Below are 18082 nucleotides of genomic sequence, written 5' to 3'. Positions count from 1 at the left end.
AGTTATATCCTTTTCAGTCTGTTCAACCTAGCATCTTCCCGACTGAGCGCAGACTGAATATGGCGAATGGCTAGAAATTCTTTGCCTGATACAATCATGTCCTTAATGGCACGACGCAAGACCCGCTCTATATCCGCATAGCTCATGCCTTTGAACATTCCCGGTAGATTGGCCCGATCAAGCTCAAAATCCCGTCGTACTCCCTGCAACTTGATGGTAAGGAGACGGCGAATCTGTTCGGCATTGGGTGTATCGAATACCAGAACTTCATCAAAGCGCCGCCAGATAGCAGAATCCATGATTGATTCATGATTGGTGGCGGCAATCAGCAGGCTCTTGCCTTCGTAGGCGTCAAGCATTTGCAGGACTGCATTGACGACTCGTTTAAGTTCGCCATGTTCAGCGCTGTCGCTGCGTTCCTTTGCCAATGCGTCAAATTCGTCAAACAGAACAACCATCGGGGTTTTGGCAATAAAGTCGAAGACCTTCCGCAAGTTTGCCGCTGTTTCACCCAGATAGGAGGAGACAACGCTGTCGATACGGACAATTGCCAGTGGTAAGCCCACTTCGGATGCGATTACCTCTGCTGCTAACGTCTTGCCGCAACCAGGAGGGCCACAGAACAGCATCTTGTCAACCGGGTACATGCCGTAGCTGCCAAGGAGATCCCGGCGGTGGTGTTCCTGAAGAATTTCATCGAGCAATGACCGGTTTTCGTCTGAAAGTACAATGTGTTCCAGTGTTCTGACTGGTTCCCTCACCTGCAAGAGTGCAAGGCCACGCTCTTTATCTTCAGGTACTTTGTCTGTAATGGTTCTGCTCACTCCATTTACTGGAGTGAGCCGGCCATACAGCAGCCGCTCAAGGTCATTCGCCAGAAGATGGTGCTGCTTGGCACGTTCTTCCTGAATAACCTGCTCGGTAACCGTTCTGAACGCGTCAAAGTTGCCTTCAGAGCCAGATTTAATCAATTGTCGTAGTAGCTTAGCTGACGGCATGGAGGCCTCCTCAGCGAGTTTGTGCTTCTTGTCTCAGACACGGTTATCTAATATCACAAATAAGACTGCATTTGGTTGACTAGATAACGTCATATCCTGAAAGACTCACCAGGGTCATACTTGGCATCTGGCAATTTTCTGTCAGCCGCCCCTCTGAGCCCTTAAATTGAAAGAAATTTTACACAACTTTTTTCCTGATTAATTCCGACCTGTTACAAGACCATTGAAAAAAACTTTCCACACTCTGTGGAAAACGAAAAACCCGCCTTTTGGGCGGGTTTAGTGGTTGAATTTATTTTGTTTTTCTGGAAGCCGCTGTCGCATGGGCCTTCCTGTCAATGGCGTTGTGTTGCTGCGTTGTAACGTACTGCCGGTTTGTTGTCCAGCATTTTTCAGCGGGCAGGTTGCTCCCCGGATATCAGCGTGTCGGAACGTCAGGCCCGCTTTCTCTGCTGCTCAAACTGCCTGCTTCTTGAAATACCGCACGTGGTCAAGCCCCTCGAAATCGACGTCCTGGGTCCAGACGGTCGCGTTGTGGAGGCGGGCGGTCGCCAGGATAATGCTGTCAGCCATGGGAAGCTTATGCGCCACCCCCAGCCGGGCAGCCGAAAGGGCGATATCTTCACCAAGCGGCGCCACGGTTCCCTGCCGCATCAGGGCCACGGCCTGAAGGGCGCTGTTTTCGCCACGTTCCCGCAGCACGACCTTGAAGACTTCATGCATGATGATGGTCGGCACCAGCAGCCGTTCGCGGTCGGACAGCGGCGCGACAAACTGCTCGGCGTTCGGGCCGTCTGCAAAGTACTCCAGCCAGCCGGAGGAATCGACGATGTTCACTGCCGGTCTCCTTCCCGTTCAAAGGTGGTGTCGATCCCTTTCAGAAAGCCGCGCATCTCGGTGATGCTCCGCTCGGGGATGATCTCGATCCGCCCTTCGTAGGGGATGACCTGCACCATTTGCCCCGGCACCAGGTGCAGTTGGTTGCGGACATCTTTGGGGATGACGACCTGAAACTTGGGGGAAATAGCTACTGCATTCATACGAACCTCGTATCGATCAAGATTTCGTTGTACGATAACATGGTACGTTATGGTGTGCAAGCCGGGTGATGACAGTGTTCCTGCTGCGTTTCCTGCGGTTGCCGGAGTGGTGGCTGGGGTCGGACCAAGCTAATGTCCTGATTTCAATCAAAAACTCTCCCAATAACAACCATTTTCCTGCCTTAGAGCCTCGTTTTCCTGGTCGAAAACGGCATTATAAGAAACTGGCTGTTCTCTGATGATGCAGATATCGCCATCATGCTTTTCAATCTTTCTGCCGACTGCCCTTGTCCCCAGCTTCCCTTTTATTTCTTCAACATAACCGCTGCTGCCGACGGCAATTGCCTCGGTCCAGAGACGCTCCCGCTTGCTCGCGTTATTTTGCAAGGCATCTTGTACCCAATGCCGGTGATGCTCGGCAAAAGACTCGCATTCGGGGATGCCGCAGAACTCGTGTAGCCCGTGGCGATCGATCACCCCGTACCGAGCGGGTGGATTCTGAATCTCGTTGAAGCCTCCCGCCTCCCACTCGGACGGATGCTTTACCACTCCCGCTCGGACCATGTTCAGATCAATGTACACAAGGCAGCGGATCAGATGTTCATTCCGTTCAACGGCAGTGGCGTGATAACGGTCTTCCCAAAATGCACCCTTCCGCTCTTTACGCTGATTGAATTCTTGGGCAGTCCTTCCCGCAATAAGCTGGATGCTGTTGGGAATCACCTCAGGACCGCTATCGATTACGAGGAGGTGTATGTGATTGGATGTAACCACATAGTTGAGCACTCGAAGGCCAAAACGTTTCCTGGCTTCAAACAGCCATGTTTGCCAGCGCCGCCGGTCCCTGGCAAACTTCAGGAGAAATTCCTTTTTATGGCAGCGATGGGTGATATGCCACACTTGCCCCGGAATATGGTGTCGATTTGCGCGTGCCATTCTTAAAAGCTCGTTTCGATGGGTAAAAATGCACTTCTAAGCGTGAAAATGAGGCTGATTTTTGAGATTATCTTAATAAACTCGAATTGTTATTTTGGTCCGACCCCAACCATGAACCATGTCAATGTGGTGCATGCTCCTCATTGTACCCGTTTTTACTGTACCAGGTTCAGGGTGATCCGGGTGCCGGGCGGAGCCGATAGCACCAGATAGGCCGCCGTTCCGGAATCGGGCAGCATGGTACTGCCGTCCCCCGTGCCCGTTGCCTTCTGCTCGAGCCCGGCGTCATACAGCCTCCATACGGAGGCGCCGCTGATGGATACGGAACCTGTTGGCGGGAGTTTACGCCATTCAGCAAACCCTTCGGCACCTATCGTGACGGCGGAGCTTCCGGCAGACAGCGCGGTGATTGTCTCCTGTGGGCGATACAGGGTGCTGCCTAAGCGAATCCATTCTTCACCGCGGGTCGTGTCTATAGCGACGTCGTCCAGATCCCTGCCGTATACTTGCGGAATTGTCAGCATCATGCCTGCCCTGGTGTCGCCGGCAGCCGGGTCAACCACCTGAAGCCCTCCTCCTCTGTTTACCGCGAGAAAGCCATCGAACGTATTCAGGCGCATCAGCGGCGACTCCCATGCCTCAGAATCGCGATACTCATTTGCCAGCAGCCAGCTTTTGCCTGCTCTGCTGCTCCACGCAGCCGGTAGTCCCGGGGCGGCGATTTTCTGACCCTGGATTATATCATCCTGGTAATGGCCGTAGCCGGTAACATACCTGATTGTTACGTACTGCCGAGCATCCGTGGTTATGAATGAAAAGGACATTCCTGGTTTTTCGTTGTTGGAAAACCGGTCGTCGTCTCGCAGTTTCAGTCCGGTGATCCAGGATTGCCACGCAGAGGTTGCGGCATCGTATCTGGCTATGCTTAACGAATCGTCCGGCTGCTTTTGCACCCGCATGACGGTCGAGTTGCTGGCATAGTACCCGACGGCCGAATCCAACTGGCCCGAAGATGCTGTTTTCAAGGGGCGGGTGGGGAGATTCAACGGTGTCGGCATGGCAGCAATCCTACCCTTTTCCGCCAGCGCCCTCAGCAGGATCCGCTCCGCAATAACGGTCGCGCTGCCCGATCCGAAACTGTTTGAAGCACCCATGACCACCACTGCCAACCCATCTGCCGGCGCGACGATCATGGCCGAGCCATAGAGCGTTACATCCCCCCCTTTTTGCCATCCGGTCACACCGACCGCACCCAGCCCCGGCTGAATCACCGTATCCCAGCCCAGGCCATAGCTGAAAGATTTTGACTTCACCGGATTAAAGCTGAAGAGCGTTTGGTCGACCCCCATCGCCGCAACCGATGCTTCCGAAAGGATGCGGACCGTGCCGACCTTTCCTTTTTTCAGAAACATCATGGCTATTTTCGCCATATCCCCCGGCGTGCTGTAGAGCCCCCCGGAACCGAAGCTGTTCAAAAATAGTTGCGGCTGGGGGCTGTCATCGGCATATCGTTTAGCAAAGCTGCCGTCCGGGAAGTAATCCAGAGGATAGCGGCTGGTATTCATACCCAGCGGGGTAAATATCTCTTCCTGAACGAACTGCGCATAGCTTTTGCCGGTAACCGCCGAAACGAGCTGTTCTATAAGGGTAAAACCGTCATTGGCATAGACGCTCATATAGCCCGGTGCATGCTTGAGCCGCTGGGTCTTGAGGGTTTCCAGGACTTGGGCGGAAAAGCTGAACGGCAGGGGGGTGGATGTTTCCGAATTGCGGTAGTCTCCGCCGGGGAAGCCTGCCGAATGGTTGAGCAGCATTCTGACGGTTACCTGCGCATACTCGGGCGATGCCATGCTGAAGGAGGTGATGTAGTTCCTAAGCGGCCTGTCGAGGGAGATCAGTCCCAGGTCCACCAGTTTCATGACGGCAATGGCTGCCACCATCTTGCTGGTGGAGCCAATACAGTACATGGTATCTGCCGATGGGGCTGTCCGGGACGCTTTATCCGCAAGCCCGAAGGTTTCCGTCCATACCACCTGCTCTCCGTCGATAAGGGCCAGTGAAATCGACGAAGCGCCGGTTTGTTCCATCATTTCCCTTGCGGCCGTTCTTCCCTCGTTAATGGTGGCGGTGTAGCCGGGGGAAGAAGAGGAACAGCCACTTATGTACAGAAGGTACACCAGACAGCACACCGCGACGATGACAGATCTCAACGGCTTCATATGGAAAACTCCTTCTTCGTGGCACACATACAAGAGCATCGTCGAGATGATGGTAGCTGTCTATCGAGTCAGGATATCGTTACGCTCAGGCAGCCGATCGTGCCGGTATCCGTTGTTGAGAGCTCCGTAGTGTTACCAGGGCTCCATGTGCCCGGCGATTTTCCGTGCCTCTTTACCCAGGCCGAGCAGGAATTCCCCCTGCTTGTCGACCTTTGTAAAGTCGAGAAAGGGCAAAAATACCACTACCGTCAGATTGTCCTGGGGATTGTATGCGGATAGACTCATGTACCCCATGTGTGCACCGGTATGTCCGTAACCGATATCGGCATAACGGCTGATTCCCAGCGCATACTGCTTCTGCTCATTGCCCGGCGGGATGGTAATCATGCGGGCCACCTGGCTCTTGTTGACCGGCCCGTTACCGGTCAGAAGCGTCCTTATCCATGTGGCCAGGTCGGCCGCGGTGGAGATGATGTTGCCCTCTGCGACGTTGGCCGACATGTTGTCCTCGGTGGTTTCCCGGTAGCCGTCTCCTGTGTTGCTGAATCCCCGCATGAATGGTTGCGGAAGAGCGCGTTCGTTGGAAGACCAGGGGGCTGATGTTGCATTGAGCCCCATTGGTGCAAAAAAGGTTTCGGCAATGAATTGACCATAGCTTTGTCCCGTCACTCGTTCAATAATGACGGCCAGTAGGGAGTAGCCGGTGTTACTGTAGTGATAACCGCCGTCCGGAGGCCAGTAGGAGAGCTGATTTACTGCATTGACGCCGACAAGCTCATCGAAGGTGAACTGGTGGTCCCCGTCACCGAGTGTTTTGTAGATATACTCCTCCACATAGGTTTTTCCTGCATACACGGCGTTGCTGGATGGGGGGACCGGATCGTTGGTTACGTCAAACACACCGGCACGGTGCGATAATAATTGCTTGATGGTAATGGAGCTCTTGTACGGTATCTGATAGCTAGGAGACGTTGGCAGGTAGGGTATGGCTTTATTGGGTATCGTGTCCGTTACATGGTCATCAATGTTAAGGCGTTTCTGCTGATCAAGCAGCATAATGGCCGCAGCAGTGAATGTTTTGGTATTGCTGGCTATTCTGAAGTGGTAGTTCTCATTGACATGCGAAGAAAAACCGGCAGTGGCGACCGATACTCCGTTCGGCGTATGGATGTACACCAGTGCGCCGGCGTTCTCGGGCAAATTATTGGCGGATGTATACGCTGCGTACTTGGATACGAGCACATCCTGGAGTTGTTGTTGGACGATGTTTGGCTGAGGTTGATTATCGCTTCCGCAGGCGGCTAATAGTACTGATGACACCACAATAGCAATACGTTTGAATATTTTGTACATACAGGGCCTCCATGCTCTGGATTAATCAGGAAATCAGAAACATTTCCCCGTTTTCATAAAAATATGGGAAGCGTCCCTGGTTTTCCGAAAGCCGCACATCTCGGTGATGCTCCGCTCGGGGATGATCTCGATCCGCCCTTCGCAGGGGGTGACCTGCATCATTTGCCCCGGCACCAGGTGCAGTTGGTTGCGGACATCTTTGGGGATGGCGACCTGAAACTTGGGGGAAATGGCCACTGCATTCATACGAACTCGTATCGATCAGGATTTCGTTGTGCGATAACACGGTACGCCATGGCGTGCAAGCCGGGGTGATGACCGTGTTCCTGCTGCGCTTCCGGCGACTGCCAGACTGCTTTCGCAAGCAACGTCTTGCCGTACCGGAGCTGTTTTACCCCCGCACCGCCAGCCGCCGCAAAATGGCAAAGACCAGCTCCGTCTGCTCCGGCACCCCCAGGGCAGCGGCCACGGCCGTCGGGTCGCTGCTCCCCGGATGGTCCGCCAGGTGGGCCCGCACTTTTTTCTGCAGTTCAATCACCGCACCGGCGGCTTTCTTGCCCGCTTCAACCCCCGGCTGATGGTAGGCGTTGATGTTGACGAGGGAGGCGTACAGCCCCACGGTCCGCTCGAACAGGGCGATCAGGGCGCCGATGGTGGCGGGGTCGATCCGCTCCACGGTAAGGGTCATGGATTCCCGCCCCTTTTCCGCCAGGGCTTGGCGGGTGCCGTAGAGGAAACCGAACAGGTAGTCGCCGCTGGTGACCCCCGGTTCCACCTCCAGTGAGGCGCCGCTTCTGTCCTGCAATACTTCGATGAAGGTGACGAAGAAGTTGTGTACCCCGTCCCGCAACTGCTGCACGTAGGCATGCTGGTCCGTGGAGCCTTTGTTGCCGTAGACCGTGAGCCCCTGAGCCACCTGGTTGCCGTCCAGGTCCCGGTCCTTGCCGATGGATTCCATGATCAACTGCTGCAGGTAACGGGAGAAGAGGAGCAACCGGTCCTTGTAGGGGAGCATGACCAGGTCCCGCTTGCCGCAGCCGCTGGAGCCCTGGAGCCACATGAGAGCCATCAGCGCCGCCGGGTTGCGGCGGATGTCGCTTTCGCGGGTGGCCTGGTCGGCGGTGCGGGCTCCGGCCAGAAGGGCGCTGATGTCGATCCCCTGCAGGGCCGCGGGCAAGAGCCCCACGGCCGAGGTGACGGAGGTGCGCCCCCCCACCCAGTCCCACATGGGGAACCGCTCCAGCCAGCCTTCGGCAATGGCCAGTGTGTCCAGTTCGCTGCCGGTGCCGGTGATGGCCACGGCCTGGCGGCTGAAGTCGAGCCCGGCCCGCTGCCAGGCTGCCCGGGCCTCCAGCATGCCGTTGCGGGTTTCCTTGGTGGAACCGCTTTTGGAGATGACAATGGCCAGGCAGTCCGCAAGGTCGCCCATCTGGCCGAAGACCCGGTCCATGCCGTCCGGGTCGGTGTTGTCCAGGAAGTAGGGGGTCAGGAGATCGTGGGGGCCGCCCAGGGCGTCGGCCACGAACTGGGGGCCCAGGGCGGAGCCGCCGATGCCGATGACCAGCAGCTTCCTGAAGGGACGGCCGCCGGGGGCGGTCCGTTTGCCGCTATGAATCTCTGCGGTGAAGGCGAGAATCCGCTGGACCGTCTCTTTGATCTCCGTGGTCAGGGCAGGGGAGGGGGCCAGTTCCGGGGCCCGCAGCCAGTAGTGCCCCACCATCCGGTTTTCATCCGGGTTGGCGATAATGCCGGACTCAAGCCGGGCCATGGCGGCCAGGGCCCGCCGGACCGCCGGTTCCTGGCTGCTGAAGAAGTCGTCGGGGAAGTTCATCCGGCTGATGTCCAGCCAGAGGCCCAGGTCGGGGCAGTGGCAGAGGGTGTCCTGAAAGCGGCGCCAGCATGGGGTGGTGGTCATGGTGTGGTCCTCTCGGTGCGGTGATGGTGCCACAGTATGTACCACAGCCTCGGCTCCGCCGCCACCGGTCAGCTTCCATCCTTGCAACATGCGGCGGAACTGATTACACTTGTCAGCCATTGACGGCCAGCCGCTACCAGTAAGGAGACGAGCACTACCATGCGCGACATCATGCTAACCACCCTGCGCGGCATCTTCCGCGACCGGGTCTTTCAGGGGATCATGGCCCTGGGGGTGCTGTTCCTGTTCATCCCCTCCGCCGCCTCGCTCTCCATGCGGCAGGTGACCGAGCTGTCCATCACCCTGTCCCTTTCCCTGCTCTCCTTCATCCTGCTGCTCTTGTCGGTGTTCCTGGGGGCCACCTCCCTCTGGAAGGATATGGAGCGGCGCTATACCTACAGCGTGCTCAGCCTGCCGATCAGCCGCAGTTCCTACCTTTTGGGGCGGTTCTTCGGTCTGGCCCTGTTCCTGGCGCTGACCTCGGCGGTGCTGGGGACCGTGGCGCTGCTGGCGGTGAAGCTGGCCTCGGGCATCTACCCGTCGGACCGGCCGGTGGTCTGGAGCCTGCTGGTGCTGGCGGTGCTGTTCGCCACCCTTAAATATATCCTGCTGGTGGCGGTGGCCCTGCTGCTCTCCACGGTGAGCACCTCCTTTTTCCTGCCGATCTTCGGTACCATCTGCGCCTTCCTGTCCAGCGGCGTCAGCCAGCAGGTGTACGAGTACGTCCATTCTCCCGCAGCGGCCCAGACCGTCTCCCCCCTGTTGAAACCGGTGGTGAGCGCGGTCTACTACCTGCTGCCCAACCTGGCCGGGTTTGATTTGAAGGTGAACGCCATCTACGGCATCATGCCCACCGCAGCCGGGCTGGGGCTGACGTTGCTCTATTTCATCGCCTACACCGCCATGCTGCTGGGGGGCGCCATGCTGATCTTCAACCGGAGGGAGATGCAATGAGGCGCGGTGCCGCTCCTGCCGTGCTGCTTGCGGGGCTACTCACCTACGGGTTGGTGATCGGCCCGTTCACCACCTACATGCACAGCAAGCCGATGGAAGAGAAGTTGGGGTTTGTCCCCAGCATCAGGCTGATCCGCTCCTTCAGCGCCGACCAGAAGGAACTGGTGGGGGCATCGCTGGTGATGAAGGTGCTGATGTATTTCGGCGGTGTGCTGAACAAGGCCCAGAGCGGCCAGGTGATCACCGAGCCGACGGACCTGCCGGGGATGTCCCGGCTGCTGCACGGTGCAGTGCAACTTGATCCGTACAACATGGATGCCTACTACTTTGCCCAGGGGTTCCTCACCTGGGACGCCAAACAGTTCACGGTGGCCAACGACCTGCTGGAGTATGGCATGAAGTACCGCACCTGGGACTGGTACCTGCCGTTTTTCGCCGGGTTCAACCATGCCTATTTCCTGAAAGAGTACGCCAAGGCGGCCGAGTACTACCGCCGGGCCGGGGAGCTCAGCAACAACAGTCTCTTCATCAGCCTGGCGGGTCGTTACCTGCAGGAGGCGGGCCGTACCGACCTGGCCATTGCCTACCTGACCGCCATGGAAAAGGGTGAGCTGAACCCGGTGCTGAAAAAAGAGTATCGGGTGCGCCGCACCGCGTTCCAGGAGGTGCGGCGGATCGAGGCGGCCCGGGACCGGTTCAGGGAGGAGCAGGGGCGGCTGCCCTCCGACATCGGGCAACTGGTGCGGGGCGGCCTTTTGTCGCCGCCGCCGGTTGATCCCTACGGCGGCCGATTCTACCTGGAGCCCGACGGCAGGGTGGCCAGCACCAGCAAGTTCGCCTTCGCGACATTGAAAGGGGAAAAACGCCATGGCGGCGATTGATATCAGGGAGCTGGGCAAGCGGTACACAGGGAAGAAGGGTGCCGTGGTGGAGGCGCTGCAGGGGGTGTCGCTGGCGGTGGAGCAGGGGGAGGTGTTCGGCTTCCTGGGGCCCAACGGCGCCGGCAAGAGTACCACCATCAAGTGCCTGATGGGGCTGATCCGCCCCACCTCCGGTTCGGCCGCCATCAACGGGATGGCGATCACCGATGCCGCTGCCCGCCGCCAGGTGGGGTATCTGCCTGAAAATCCCGCGTTCTACGATTACCTCGGCGCCGAGGAGTACCTGCAGTTTGTCGGCGGCATCTTCGGCATGGCGGAGGAGCTGGTGGCCCGGCGCAGCGAGGAGCTGCTGAAGCTGCTGGAGCTGTGGGAGGCCCGCCGCCGGCCGATCCGGAGCTACAGCAAGGGGATGGTGCAGCGGGTGGGGCTGGCCCAGGCCCTGATCCACGATCCCGGCATCTGCATCCTGGATGAGCCGATGAGCGGTCTGGACCCGATCGGCCGGGCCCTGGTGAAGGAGATCATCCTTGACCTGAAAAAGCGGGGCAAATGCGTCTTTTTCAGCACCCACATCACCGACGACGTGGAAAAGGTCTGCGACCGGGTGGGGGTGATCAGCAAGGGACGGCTGAGGGTGGTGGACAGCGTGGAAAACATCCTGCAGCAGGGGCTGGAGGGGTACCAGGTGCGGCTGCAGCGTGCCGATGGTGCCCATGAGGAGCTGTTTGTCGGTAAAGAGGGGCTGCAGCCGTTCATCCAGCAGGCCCTGGCCGAGGGGTGCGCCATCGAACGGATCGAGCCGCGCCGCAAGGACATGGAGGCATTCTTCCTTGAGACCGTGGCGGGGTGACAGCGGAACCCAGGGAGCGACCATGCTGCTGAACGGCAGCCTATTCAACGCCTTTTTCCGGTGCAACGCCACGGCGCAGATGGTGGTTCAGGCGGAAACCGGCCGCATTCTGGGGGCCAACGACGCGGCCCGCGCCTATTACGGTCTGGCGACCGACGACGAAACCGATCGGTATTTCTACGATTTCGACACCCACCATCCGGGGGTGACCCTTGCCGAACTGAATCTGGCTGCCCAGGGGATCGAACAGACCATCAACAGCACCCACCGTACCGCCCTCGGCCTGCGGGAGGTGATGATTCACACCTGCGCTGCCGGCAACGGTCCCGAGACCCTGATCCTGGCCACGATTCACGACGTGACCGAGCAGATGCTGCGGGAGCGGACCGTGGCGGCGGACGAGGAACGCTGGCGTTCGGCGCTGGGCGGCAGCGGCGAGGGGGTGTGGGACTGGGACATCACCAGCGATCAGGTCACCTGCTCGCCCCGCTGGACGGAGATGCTGGGGTACGGCCCCCACGAGCTGGGCAGCGATATCCGCGAATGGCTCCGGCTCGTCTGCAATGAGGAGCGCAGCCAGGTCACCACGGCCTATGAAAAGATGCTGGCCGGTGGTGCTCCCCGGCTGGAGATGGAATACCGGATGCGCCGCAAGGACGGCAGCCATGTCTGGGTACTGGACCGCTGCACCGTGCTGCGCCTGGACACCGACGGCCGGCCGGGCCGGATCATCTCGGTGCACAGCGATATCACCGGCCGCAAGCGGATCGAGGCGAAACTCCGCTCCTTCAACGAAAGTCTGGAGCGGGAGGTGCAGGAACGGACCGCGGCGCTCAATCGGGAACTGCGGATGCGGGAGGAAACGGAGCAGCAACTGCGCGCCTTCCAGGAGCAGCTGGCAGCCCTGACCGAGGAACTCTGTCTGGCCGAGGAGCGTGAACGGCGACGGCTGGCGGCCTGGCTGCACGACGATATCGGTCAGAACCTGGCACTGCTCAAGATACTCATTGACCGGCTGCGGGAACGGAGCCCGGAGCAGCGGAGCCAGATCGGACAGATAGCCGAGCTGCTGGCCGCCACCATCGGCGAGATCAGGAATCGTACCATCCAGATCAGTCCGCCCCTGCTCCAGAAACTGGGACTGACCCCCTCCGTGGCCAAACTGGCCGCCGACCTGGGGGCTGCCCACGGTTTTTCCGTCTCGGTCGAGGAGCGGAGCCCCTTGCCGCAGGTGCCGCTTTCCCTTCGCTCCACCCTCTTCAGCATTGTCAAGGAATTGTTGATCAACATCGTCAAGCATGCCGACGCGCAGTCGGTTGCCATCGTCATTGATCGCGACGACGCAGGCATCTCGATCATCGTGCGGGACGATGGCAGGGGCTTTGCGGTGGAAACCCTTGACGAGGCAGTGTATCAGAACTCGTTCGGTCTCTTTCACGTACGGCAGCGCATCGGACTGCTGGGCGGGGCCTTTTGTGTCGAATCGGCACCGGCACAGGGAAGCTGCTGCTCGATTCGGATTCCGTTGCAGGCCCACACCGGCCACTGACACAGGGCTCCGGCAGGGAGTATGCCCATGGATACCACCATTACCGTCATACTGGTTGAAGACCACACCATTTTCCGTACCGGCCTCAAGGTGATCCTGGCCGATGAGCCGGCCATCAGCATCGTCGCGGAAACCGGCAGGGGAGGGGAGTCCCTGGAGCTGGCCCGCCGCCACCGGCCCGACGTGGTGATCATGGATATCAGCCTGCCCGACCTGGACGGCATCGAGGCGGTGCGCCGCATCCTCGCCGAATTGCCGGAAACCAGGGTGCTGATGCTCTCCATGCACAACGAACCGGAAATCGTCTGCGCCGCCCTGTCTGCCGGCGCCCTGGGCTACCTGCTCAAGGACTGCGCCTCCGACGAATTGCTCGAAGGGATCAGGACGGTGATGCGCGACGAGCTGTTCATCAGCCGCCATATTGCCGGCGCCGTGGTGCGCAACCTGATGGGCCTCACCGTTGATCCTGCCGACCAGACCGCACTGCCCACCCTGTCGCCCCGTGAAACCCAAGTTCTGAAGATGCTGGCCCAGGGAAGCAACAACAAGGAGATCGCCTGGCACCTGGGGATCAGCGTCAAAACCGTGGAGACCCACCGCGCCCAGGTAACCAGGAAGCTCAACCTGCACAGCATTGCCGACCTGACCCGTTACGCCATCAGAAGCGGCCTCATTTCCCCCGAATAGCCCCTCGGGATTTTCCCGACCCCCTCCTTCCGATTTATCCGACTGTCGTTTGTCGCGAAGCGCACGTATCCTGCAACCATCGGACTCCCTGTCGGCATCTGTGTGCATGACCGTTCGCTCACCGGGAAATGGAGGTGTTCAGCCATGAAAGTTCTGGTCGTGGATGACGATCTTTCCTTCAGATCAATGGTTTCGGTTGCCTTCAGCCACCTGGGGCTGGGGACGGTTGACGAGGCTGAAAACGGCAGAGACGGCGTTCTCAAGTTCATCAATGCCTTTGAACAGGGCGAACCGTACAGTGCCGTGCTGCTGGATTACGACATGCCGATCATGAACGGCCGGGAAACCTTCAACATGATCAGGCTGTTCGAACAGGACCATCCGCGACGGCAGATGCCGACGGCAGTGCTGCTTATCTCGTCTCGCAGCGATATCGGGGACCTGTTTGCCGATGTGCTGGACTCGGACAATCGCCTGACCATTGTGGGCAAATCCATCGACTTCACCCGACTGACGAATCACCTGTCGGTACCGGTATGAGCATTGAACAGCAGGGGATGGAAACGTTAGTCGTCAAGCCTCGCCTTGCCGGCAGGATAAACGGAAAGGACGCACCAGCATGAAATCGGTACTGATTGTGGAAGACTCGTCAACCATGCGCAAGATTATCGCCCGCTCGCTGCGCCAGGCGGCGCTGCCGGTGGCGGAGGTCCTTGAGGCCGGCGACGGCTACGAAGGATTGAGCATCCTTCATTCGGGCACCGAGGTGGGGGTTATTCTGTCGGACATCAACATGCCCAACATGGACGGCATCGAATTCGTACGGCAGGTACGGGCCGGGGGCTACGCTGTACCGATCGTCATGATCACCACCGAGGGGGGCGAGGATGTAATTGCCGAGGCCCTGTCCAGCGGGGCCAACAGCAGCATCAAGAAGCCGTTCACGCCGGAACAGCTCCACGATCATTTGGCGGGATTGATCTGACGAACGGCTATACTCAAGACTTGTTCATAAAATTCAGCACAATAGGAATGATTTCTTTCTGCATGTCTTCAAGGATGTAGTGGCCGGCGTCCGGGTAGCGGTGCAGCTCGGCAGCCGGAAAACGGCGCTGCCATTCCGCCAGAAAATGGCGGTCAAAGACAAAGTCCTTCTCCCCCCAGCAGATCAGCATCGGCAGCGTGTCAAACTGTCCGATCCCGTCACTGACGTCACAGATCAGGTCGTAATTGCGGTCCCCCGGCTGAAGCGGGATATCCTGCACAAAACGCAGGGTGGCGATCCGGTTCTGCCAGGAGTCATAGGGGAGCTCGTACAGAGCCCGCAGCTCCGGCGACAGCGGGTTCCGCTTGCAGCCGACCCGGGCTGCGCCCCGGCTGAAGGCGTTGAAACCGCGCACCAAGAGCGTACCCAGCCAGGTGTCCCGGCAGATACGCAGGGCCAGGGGAAAGGGCTTGGCAGCGGGCAGGGGGAAGGCGGCGGTGTTCAGGATCACCAGCCGTTCGATCCGCTCCGGATGACGCACGGCCCAGGCCATGCCGATCATGCCGCCCCAGTCGTGCACCACCAGGGTGAGCTTCTGCGGCAGCTCCAGGCTGTCCAGCAGCCGTTCCAGATCCGCCACCCGCCGGGGCAGGGTGTAGTCGTAGCGGTCATCCCCCGGCTTGTCGGAAAGGCCGCAGCCGATATGGTCCGGCACGATGCAACGGTGGCTGCCCCGCAGGGCCAGCACCAGGTTGCGGTAGTAGAACGACCAGGAGGGGTTGCCGTGCAGCATCACCACCGTGGGGCCGCTACCTTCGTCCAGGTAGTGGTAGTTGACGCCGTCCAGGTCGAGGTAGTTGCTTTTGAAGGGGTAATGTTCTGCCAGTCTGGATTTCATAGTGTAATTGAGTAGCCTTTCGTGTCTGAAGCGGCAATGAAATTGGTCGTGTGCATCTAACCACGCTCCTGCCTTTCACCACCTATCATGGCAGCAGGGTCAATCCTAGCTCCTTGAGGAATTCGTTGTGCCTTGCGGTTGCAGTCTTGATCTTCCGATCCAGCGAAAGCAACTCCTCGTTAACCGCCTGCAAATCGATCTCCTCTTCCGCCCGGGCTGTGCTGATGTAGCGCGAGATGTTCAGGTTGTAGCCTTCCTTCTCGATTCGCTCCATTGATACCCGCATGGAATAGCGCTCCTCTTCGCGCCGGTACTGATAGGTTTCGAGAATTTTGTCGATATCCTCCGGGCGCAGGCGGTTTTGCCGCTTCCCTTTTTCGAACTGCTCGGCGGCGTTGATGAAGAGCACGTCATCGGGCTTTTTGCACTTCTTCAGCACCAGAATGCAGACCGGGATGCCGGTGGAGAAGAACAGGTTGGCGGGCAGGCCGATCACGGTGTCGATATTGCCGTCTTTGAGCAGCTTGGTGCGGATACGTTCTTCCGCGCCGCCACGGAAGAGCACGCCGTGGGGCAGAATGATGGCCATTACCCCTTCGGGCTTCAGGTAATGGAAGCCGTGCAGCAAAAAGGCGAAGTCGGCGGCGGACTTGGGGGCCAGGCCGTAATTCTTGAAGCGCATGTCCTCGCCCAGGGCCTCTGACGGTTCCCAGCGGTAGCTGAAGGGCGGATTGGCGACCACCGCATCGAACTTGGGGCTACGGGCCGGGTTCATCTCGCGAAGCCAGTCCCAGTCGTTGGTCAGCGTGTCGCCGTGATACATCTCGAACTCGGAATCCTTCACCCCGTGCAGCAGCATGTTCATGCGCGCCAGGTTGTAGGTGGTGATGTTTTTCTCCTGACCGTAAATCTTGCCGATGCCGTGCGCCCCCATGCGGTGGCGCACGTTGAGCAGCAGCGAGCCCGAGCCGCAGGCAAAGTCGAAGACGCTCTCCAGTTGCTTCTTCTTGCCGGTGGCCGGTTCCTGGCTGTCCAGCGTGACGATGCCCGACAAGATGCTGGAAATCTGCTGGGGGGTGTAGAACTCGCCCGCCTTCTTGCCGGAGCCGGCGGCAAACTGGCCGATCAGGTATTCGTAAGCATCGCCCAGGGTGTCCTTGTCAGTGGAAAACTGGGCCAGCCCCTCGGCAATCGCCTTGATGATGGTGCAGAGCTTGGCATTGCGTGCTTCGTACCCCTTGCCCAGCTTTTCGGAATTCAGATTGATCTCGGAGAAGAGTCCGCCGAAAGTGCTGGCGAAGGATTCGTTCTCGATGTAATCGAAAGCGTTTTGCAGGGTGTGCAGCAGTTCCCTGTCCTGGGTGCGCGCCATCTCGGCAATGCTCCCCCACAGGTAGACGGGCTGGATGACGTAATGCATCTTACGGCGCATCTGCTTTTCGAATTCGGCGGTATCGTCCGGATTTTGCGCGTACCACACCGCCAGCGGTGTGCTGCGATTGCCTGCGTCCAGTTTCGGATAATCCGGCCCCAGCTCCCTTTGCGCCGCCGTTTCATAGTTGTCCGACAGATAGCGCAGGAAGAGGAAGGAGAGCATGTAATCGCGGAAGTCGTCCGCATTCATTGCCCCGCGCAGTTGGTCGGCAATGCCCCACAGGGTGTTGCCCAGTTGTCTTTGGTCGAGTTCGGTCACGTGGTTTCCTTGCGATGTTTGATTCTGTTTTCCAGCACCTTCAGTTCGGCCTCGTCCTGCTCATCCGCCGCTTGCGCCTCTTCTATTTTGCGGCGTTGGTCATAGTCGAGAAAGAGCGGGGTAATCTGCTGCTCCATGCGGGCATGGCTGACCGAGCCCGCACCTGCCAACAGCGGAAAACCGTTGGCGGTGATAATTTGCCCGACGTTCTCACGCCAGAAGGCCATGCTGGTGATGGTTTGCCGCTTGGCCCGCAGCTCGGCGGTTTCAAGAAAGATCACCACCAAGCGGTTGAGGGTGTCGATTTCGTCCTCAGTCAGGTAGTTCTTGGCCACCAGAATGTCCTGCTTGCGCACTTGGGCACCCTTCCAGGCCAGCAGGCCGAAATGGGCATCGGCGGGGTTAGCGCGGGCAAGGATGATTTCGGCGGCGGTCTGCAGTGTCACCGCGTAGAGCAGCAGGTTTTGCACCGTGGCGAAGAATTGCTGGGTGGTTTGATCGGTCTTGTCGTAATCGGCAGCCAGCGCGAACAGGTCACGCACCTTTTGATAGAAGCGCTTTTCCGAGGCACGAATGTCGCGAATGCGGGCCAGCATCTCGTCAAAATAGTCCGGGCGACCATCGGGGTTCTTGAGCCGCTCGTCGTCCATGACGAAACCCTTCTTCAGGTATTCCGCCAGCACGGTACTGGCCCAGCGGCGAAACTGCACACCACGCGGCGAGCGCACCCTGTAGCCCACTGCCAGAATGGCGTCCAGATTGTAGAGCTTAGTCCGGTAGGTTTTACCGTCGGTCGCAGTTGTCAAGGATTCCTTGACAACTGACTCCTCGTGCAATTCCCTGTCTTCAAACAGATTTTTCAGGTGCAGCGAAATATTCTGCTTGCTGGCGTTGAATAGCTCCGCCATCTCCAACTGGGTAAGCCAGACCGTGCCCCGGTCGGCCCGTAGTTGTACTTGAGATTGGCCGTCTTCGCTGGTGTAGAGGATGAGCTGCGTCATGTGGACACCCCTTTCAGATTCTCTACACACTGTGGAGAGAATTTCCTGATTATTGTGGCATTCATCGTGCCGCGAAACGTATTTGCGCTTGCCAGGCATGTGATAAATATCAGTTTTTGTTTT

Annotated in this window: 18 protein-coding genes; 7 read left to right on the top strand and 11 right to left on the bottom strand. The window is 58.8% G+C overall.

Annotated elements, in window-relative coordinates:
* Positions 1–2: 2 nt before the first annotated feature.
* The 8 genes from RAK07_RS07085 to RAK07_RS07050 all read right to left on the bottom strand — a co-directional run bounded on the left by RAK07_RS07085 (position 3) and on the right by RAK07_RS07050 (position 8461).
* Positions 3–998, bottom strand: coding sequence for an AAA family ATPase (locus RAK07_RS07085; RefSeq protein ID WP_305732134.1), 996 nt, complete (start codon positions 996–998; stop codon positions 3–5).
* Between the two features lie 456 nt (positions 999–1454).
* Positions 1455–1835: a type II toxin-antitoxin system VapC family toxin gene (locus tag RAK07_RS07080; RefSeq protein WP_305732133.1), complete on the bottom strand. Its 381-nt coding sequence runs from the start codon at positions 1833–1835 to the stop codon at positions 1455–1457.
* On the bottom strand, positions 1832–2038 hold the full coding sequence (locus RAK07_RS07075; protein ID WP_305732132.1) for an AbrB/MazE/SpoVT family DNA-binding domain-containing protein: 207 nt from the start codon (positions 2036–2038) through the stop codon (positions 1832–1834). Before RAK07_RS07075 ends, RAK07_RS07080 begins: the two co-directional genes overlap by 4 nt.
* Positions 2039–2185: 147 nt before the next feature.
* Complete coding sequence (locus RAK07_RS07070; RefSeq protein ID WP_305732131.1) at positions 2186–2974, bottom strand: transposase; 789 nt, start codon at positions 2972–2974, stop codon at positions 2186–2188.
* Positions 2975–3129: 155 nt separating this feature from the next.
* Positions 3130–5193: a serine hydrolase domain-containing protein gene (locus RAK07_RS07065; RefSeq protein ID WP_305732130.1), complete on the bottom strand. Its 2064-nt coding sequence runs from the start codon at positions 5191–5193 to the stop codon at positions 3130–3132.
* 132 nt (positions 5194–5325) lie between these two features.
* Entirely contained in the window at positions 5326–6546 is a 1221-nt protein-coding gene (locus RAK07_RS07060; protein WP_305732129.1) for a serine hydrolase domain-containing protein, read from the bottom strand.
* Positions 6547–6579: 33 nt separating this feature from the next.
* Positions 6580–6792, bottom strand: coding sequence for an AbrB/MazE/SpoVT family DNA-binding domain-containing protein (locus RAK07_RS07055; protein WP_305732128.1), 213 nt, complete (start codon positions 6790–6792; stop codon positions 6580–6582).
* A 145-nt stretch (positions 6793–6937) separates the two neighbouring features.
* Positions 6938–8461, bottom strand: a complete 1524-nt coding sequence (locus tag RAK07_RS07050; RefSeq protein WP_309550353.1) for a glucose-6-phosphate isomerase — start codon at positions 8459–8461, stop codon at positions 6938–6940.
* A gap of 159 nt (positions 8462–8620) precedes the next feature.
* On the opposite strand from RAK07_RS07050, the gene RAK07_RS07045 reads away from it, so the two are divergent.
* The 7 genes from RAK07_RS07045 to RAK07_RS07015 all read left to right on the top strand — a co-directional run bounded on the left by RAK07_RS07045 (position 8621) and on the right by RAK07_RS07015 (position 14367).
* Complete coding sequence (locus tag RAK07_RS07045) at positions 8621–9415, top strand: ABC transporter permease subunit (protein ID WP_305732127.1); 795 nt, start codon at positions 8621–8623, stop codon at positions 9413–9415.
* Complete coding sequence (locus RAK07_RS07040) at positions 9412–10296, top strand: tetratricopeptide repeat protein (protein ID WP_305732126.1); 885 nt, start codon at positions 9412–9414, stop codon at positions 10294–10296. Before RAK07_RS07045 ends, RAK07_RS07040 begins: the two co-directional genes overlap by 4 nt.
* Positions 10283–11146: an ABC transporter ATP-binding protein gene (locus RAK07_RS07035; RefSeq protein ID WP_305732125.1), complete on the top strand. Its 864-nt coding sequence runs from the start codon at positions 10283–10285 to the stop codon at positions 11144–11146. The genes RAK07_RS07040 and RAK07_RS07035 overlap by 14 nt, the downstream gene beginning before the upstream one ends.
* Positions 11147–11168: 22 nt before the next feature.
* Positions 11169–12695: a PAS domain-containing protein gene (locus RAK07_RS07030; RefSeq protein ID WP_305732124.1), complete on the top strand. Its 1527-nt coding sequence runs from the start codon at positions 11169–11171 to the stop codon at positions 12693–12695.
* A 27-nt stretch (positions 12696–12722) separates the two neighbouring features.
* A complete protein-coding gene (locus RAK07_RS07025) occupies positions 12723–13382 on the top strand; it encodes a response regulator (RefSeq protein WP_305732123.1) in 660 nt (219 codons plus the stop codon).
* Positions 13383–13526: 144 nt separating this feature from the next.
* A complete protein-coding gene (locus RAK07_RS07020) occupies positions 13527–13922 on the top strand; it encodes a response regulator (RefSeq protein WP_305732122.1) in 396 nt (131 codons plus the stop codon).
* 79 nt (positions 13923–14001) lie between these two features.
* Complete coding sequence (locus RAK07_RS07015) at positions 14002–14367, top strand: response regulator (protein WP_305732121.1); 366 nt, start codon at positions 14002–14004, stop codon at positions 14365–14367.
* A 13-nt stretch (positions 14368–14380) separates the two neighbouring features.
* Here the strand turns inward: RAK07_RS07015 and RAK07_RS07010 are convergent, their stop codons facing one another.
* The 3 genes from RAK07_RS07010 to RAK07_RS07000 all read right to left on the bottom strand — a co-directional run bounded on the left by RAK07_RS07010 (position 14381) and on the right by RAK07_RS07000 (position 17959).
* Complete coding sequence (locus tag RAK07_RS07010) at positions 14381–15265, bottom strand: alpha/beta fold hydrolase (protein WP_305732120.1); 885 nt, start codon at positions 15263–15265, stop codon at positions 14381–14383.
* An 85-nt stretch (positions 15266–15350) separates the two neighbouring features.
* Entirely contained in the window at positions 15351–16958 is a 1608-nt protein-coding gene (locus RAK07_RS07005) for a type I restriction-modification system subunit M (protein ID WP_305732119.1), read from the bottom strand.
* Complete coding sequence (locus RAK07_RS07000; RefSeq protein ID WP_305732118.1) at positions 16955–17959, bottom strand: virulence RhuM family protein; 1005 nt, start codon at positions 17957–17959, stop codon at positions 16955–16957. The genes RAK07_RS07005 and RAK07_RS07000 overlap by 4 nt, the downstream gene beginning before the upstream one ends.
* Positions 17960–18082: the final 123 nt, after the last annotated feature.

Origin of the sequence: Trichlorobacter ammonificans (genome assembly GCF_933509905.1) — a bacterium.
Classification (GTDB): domain Bacteria; phylum Desulfobacterota; class Desulfuromonadia; order Geobacterales; family Pseudopelobacteraceae; genus Trichlorobacter; species Trichlorobacter ammonificans.
This window is presented reverse-complemented; position numbering and strand designations above follow the sequence as displayed.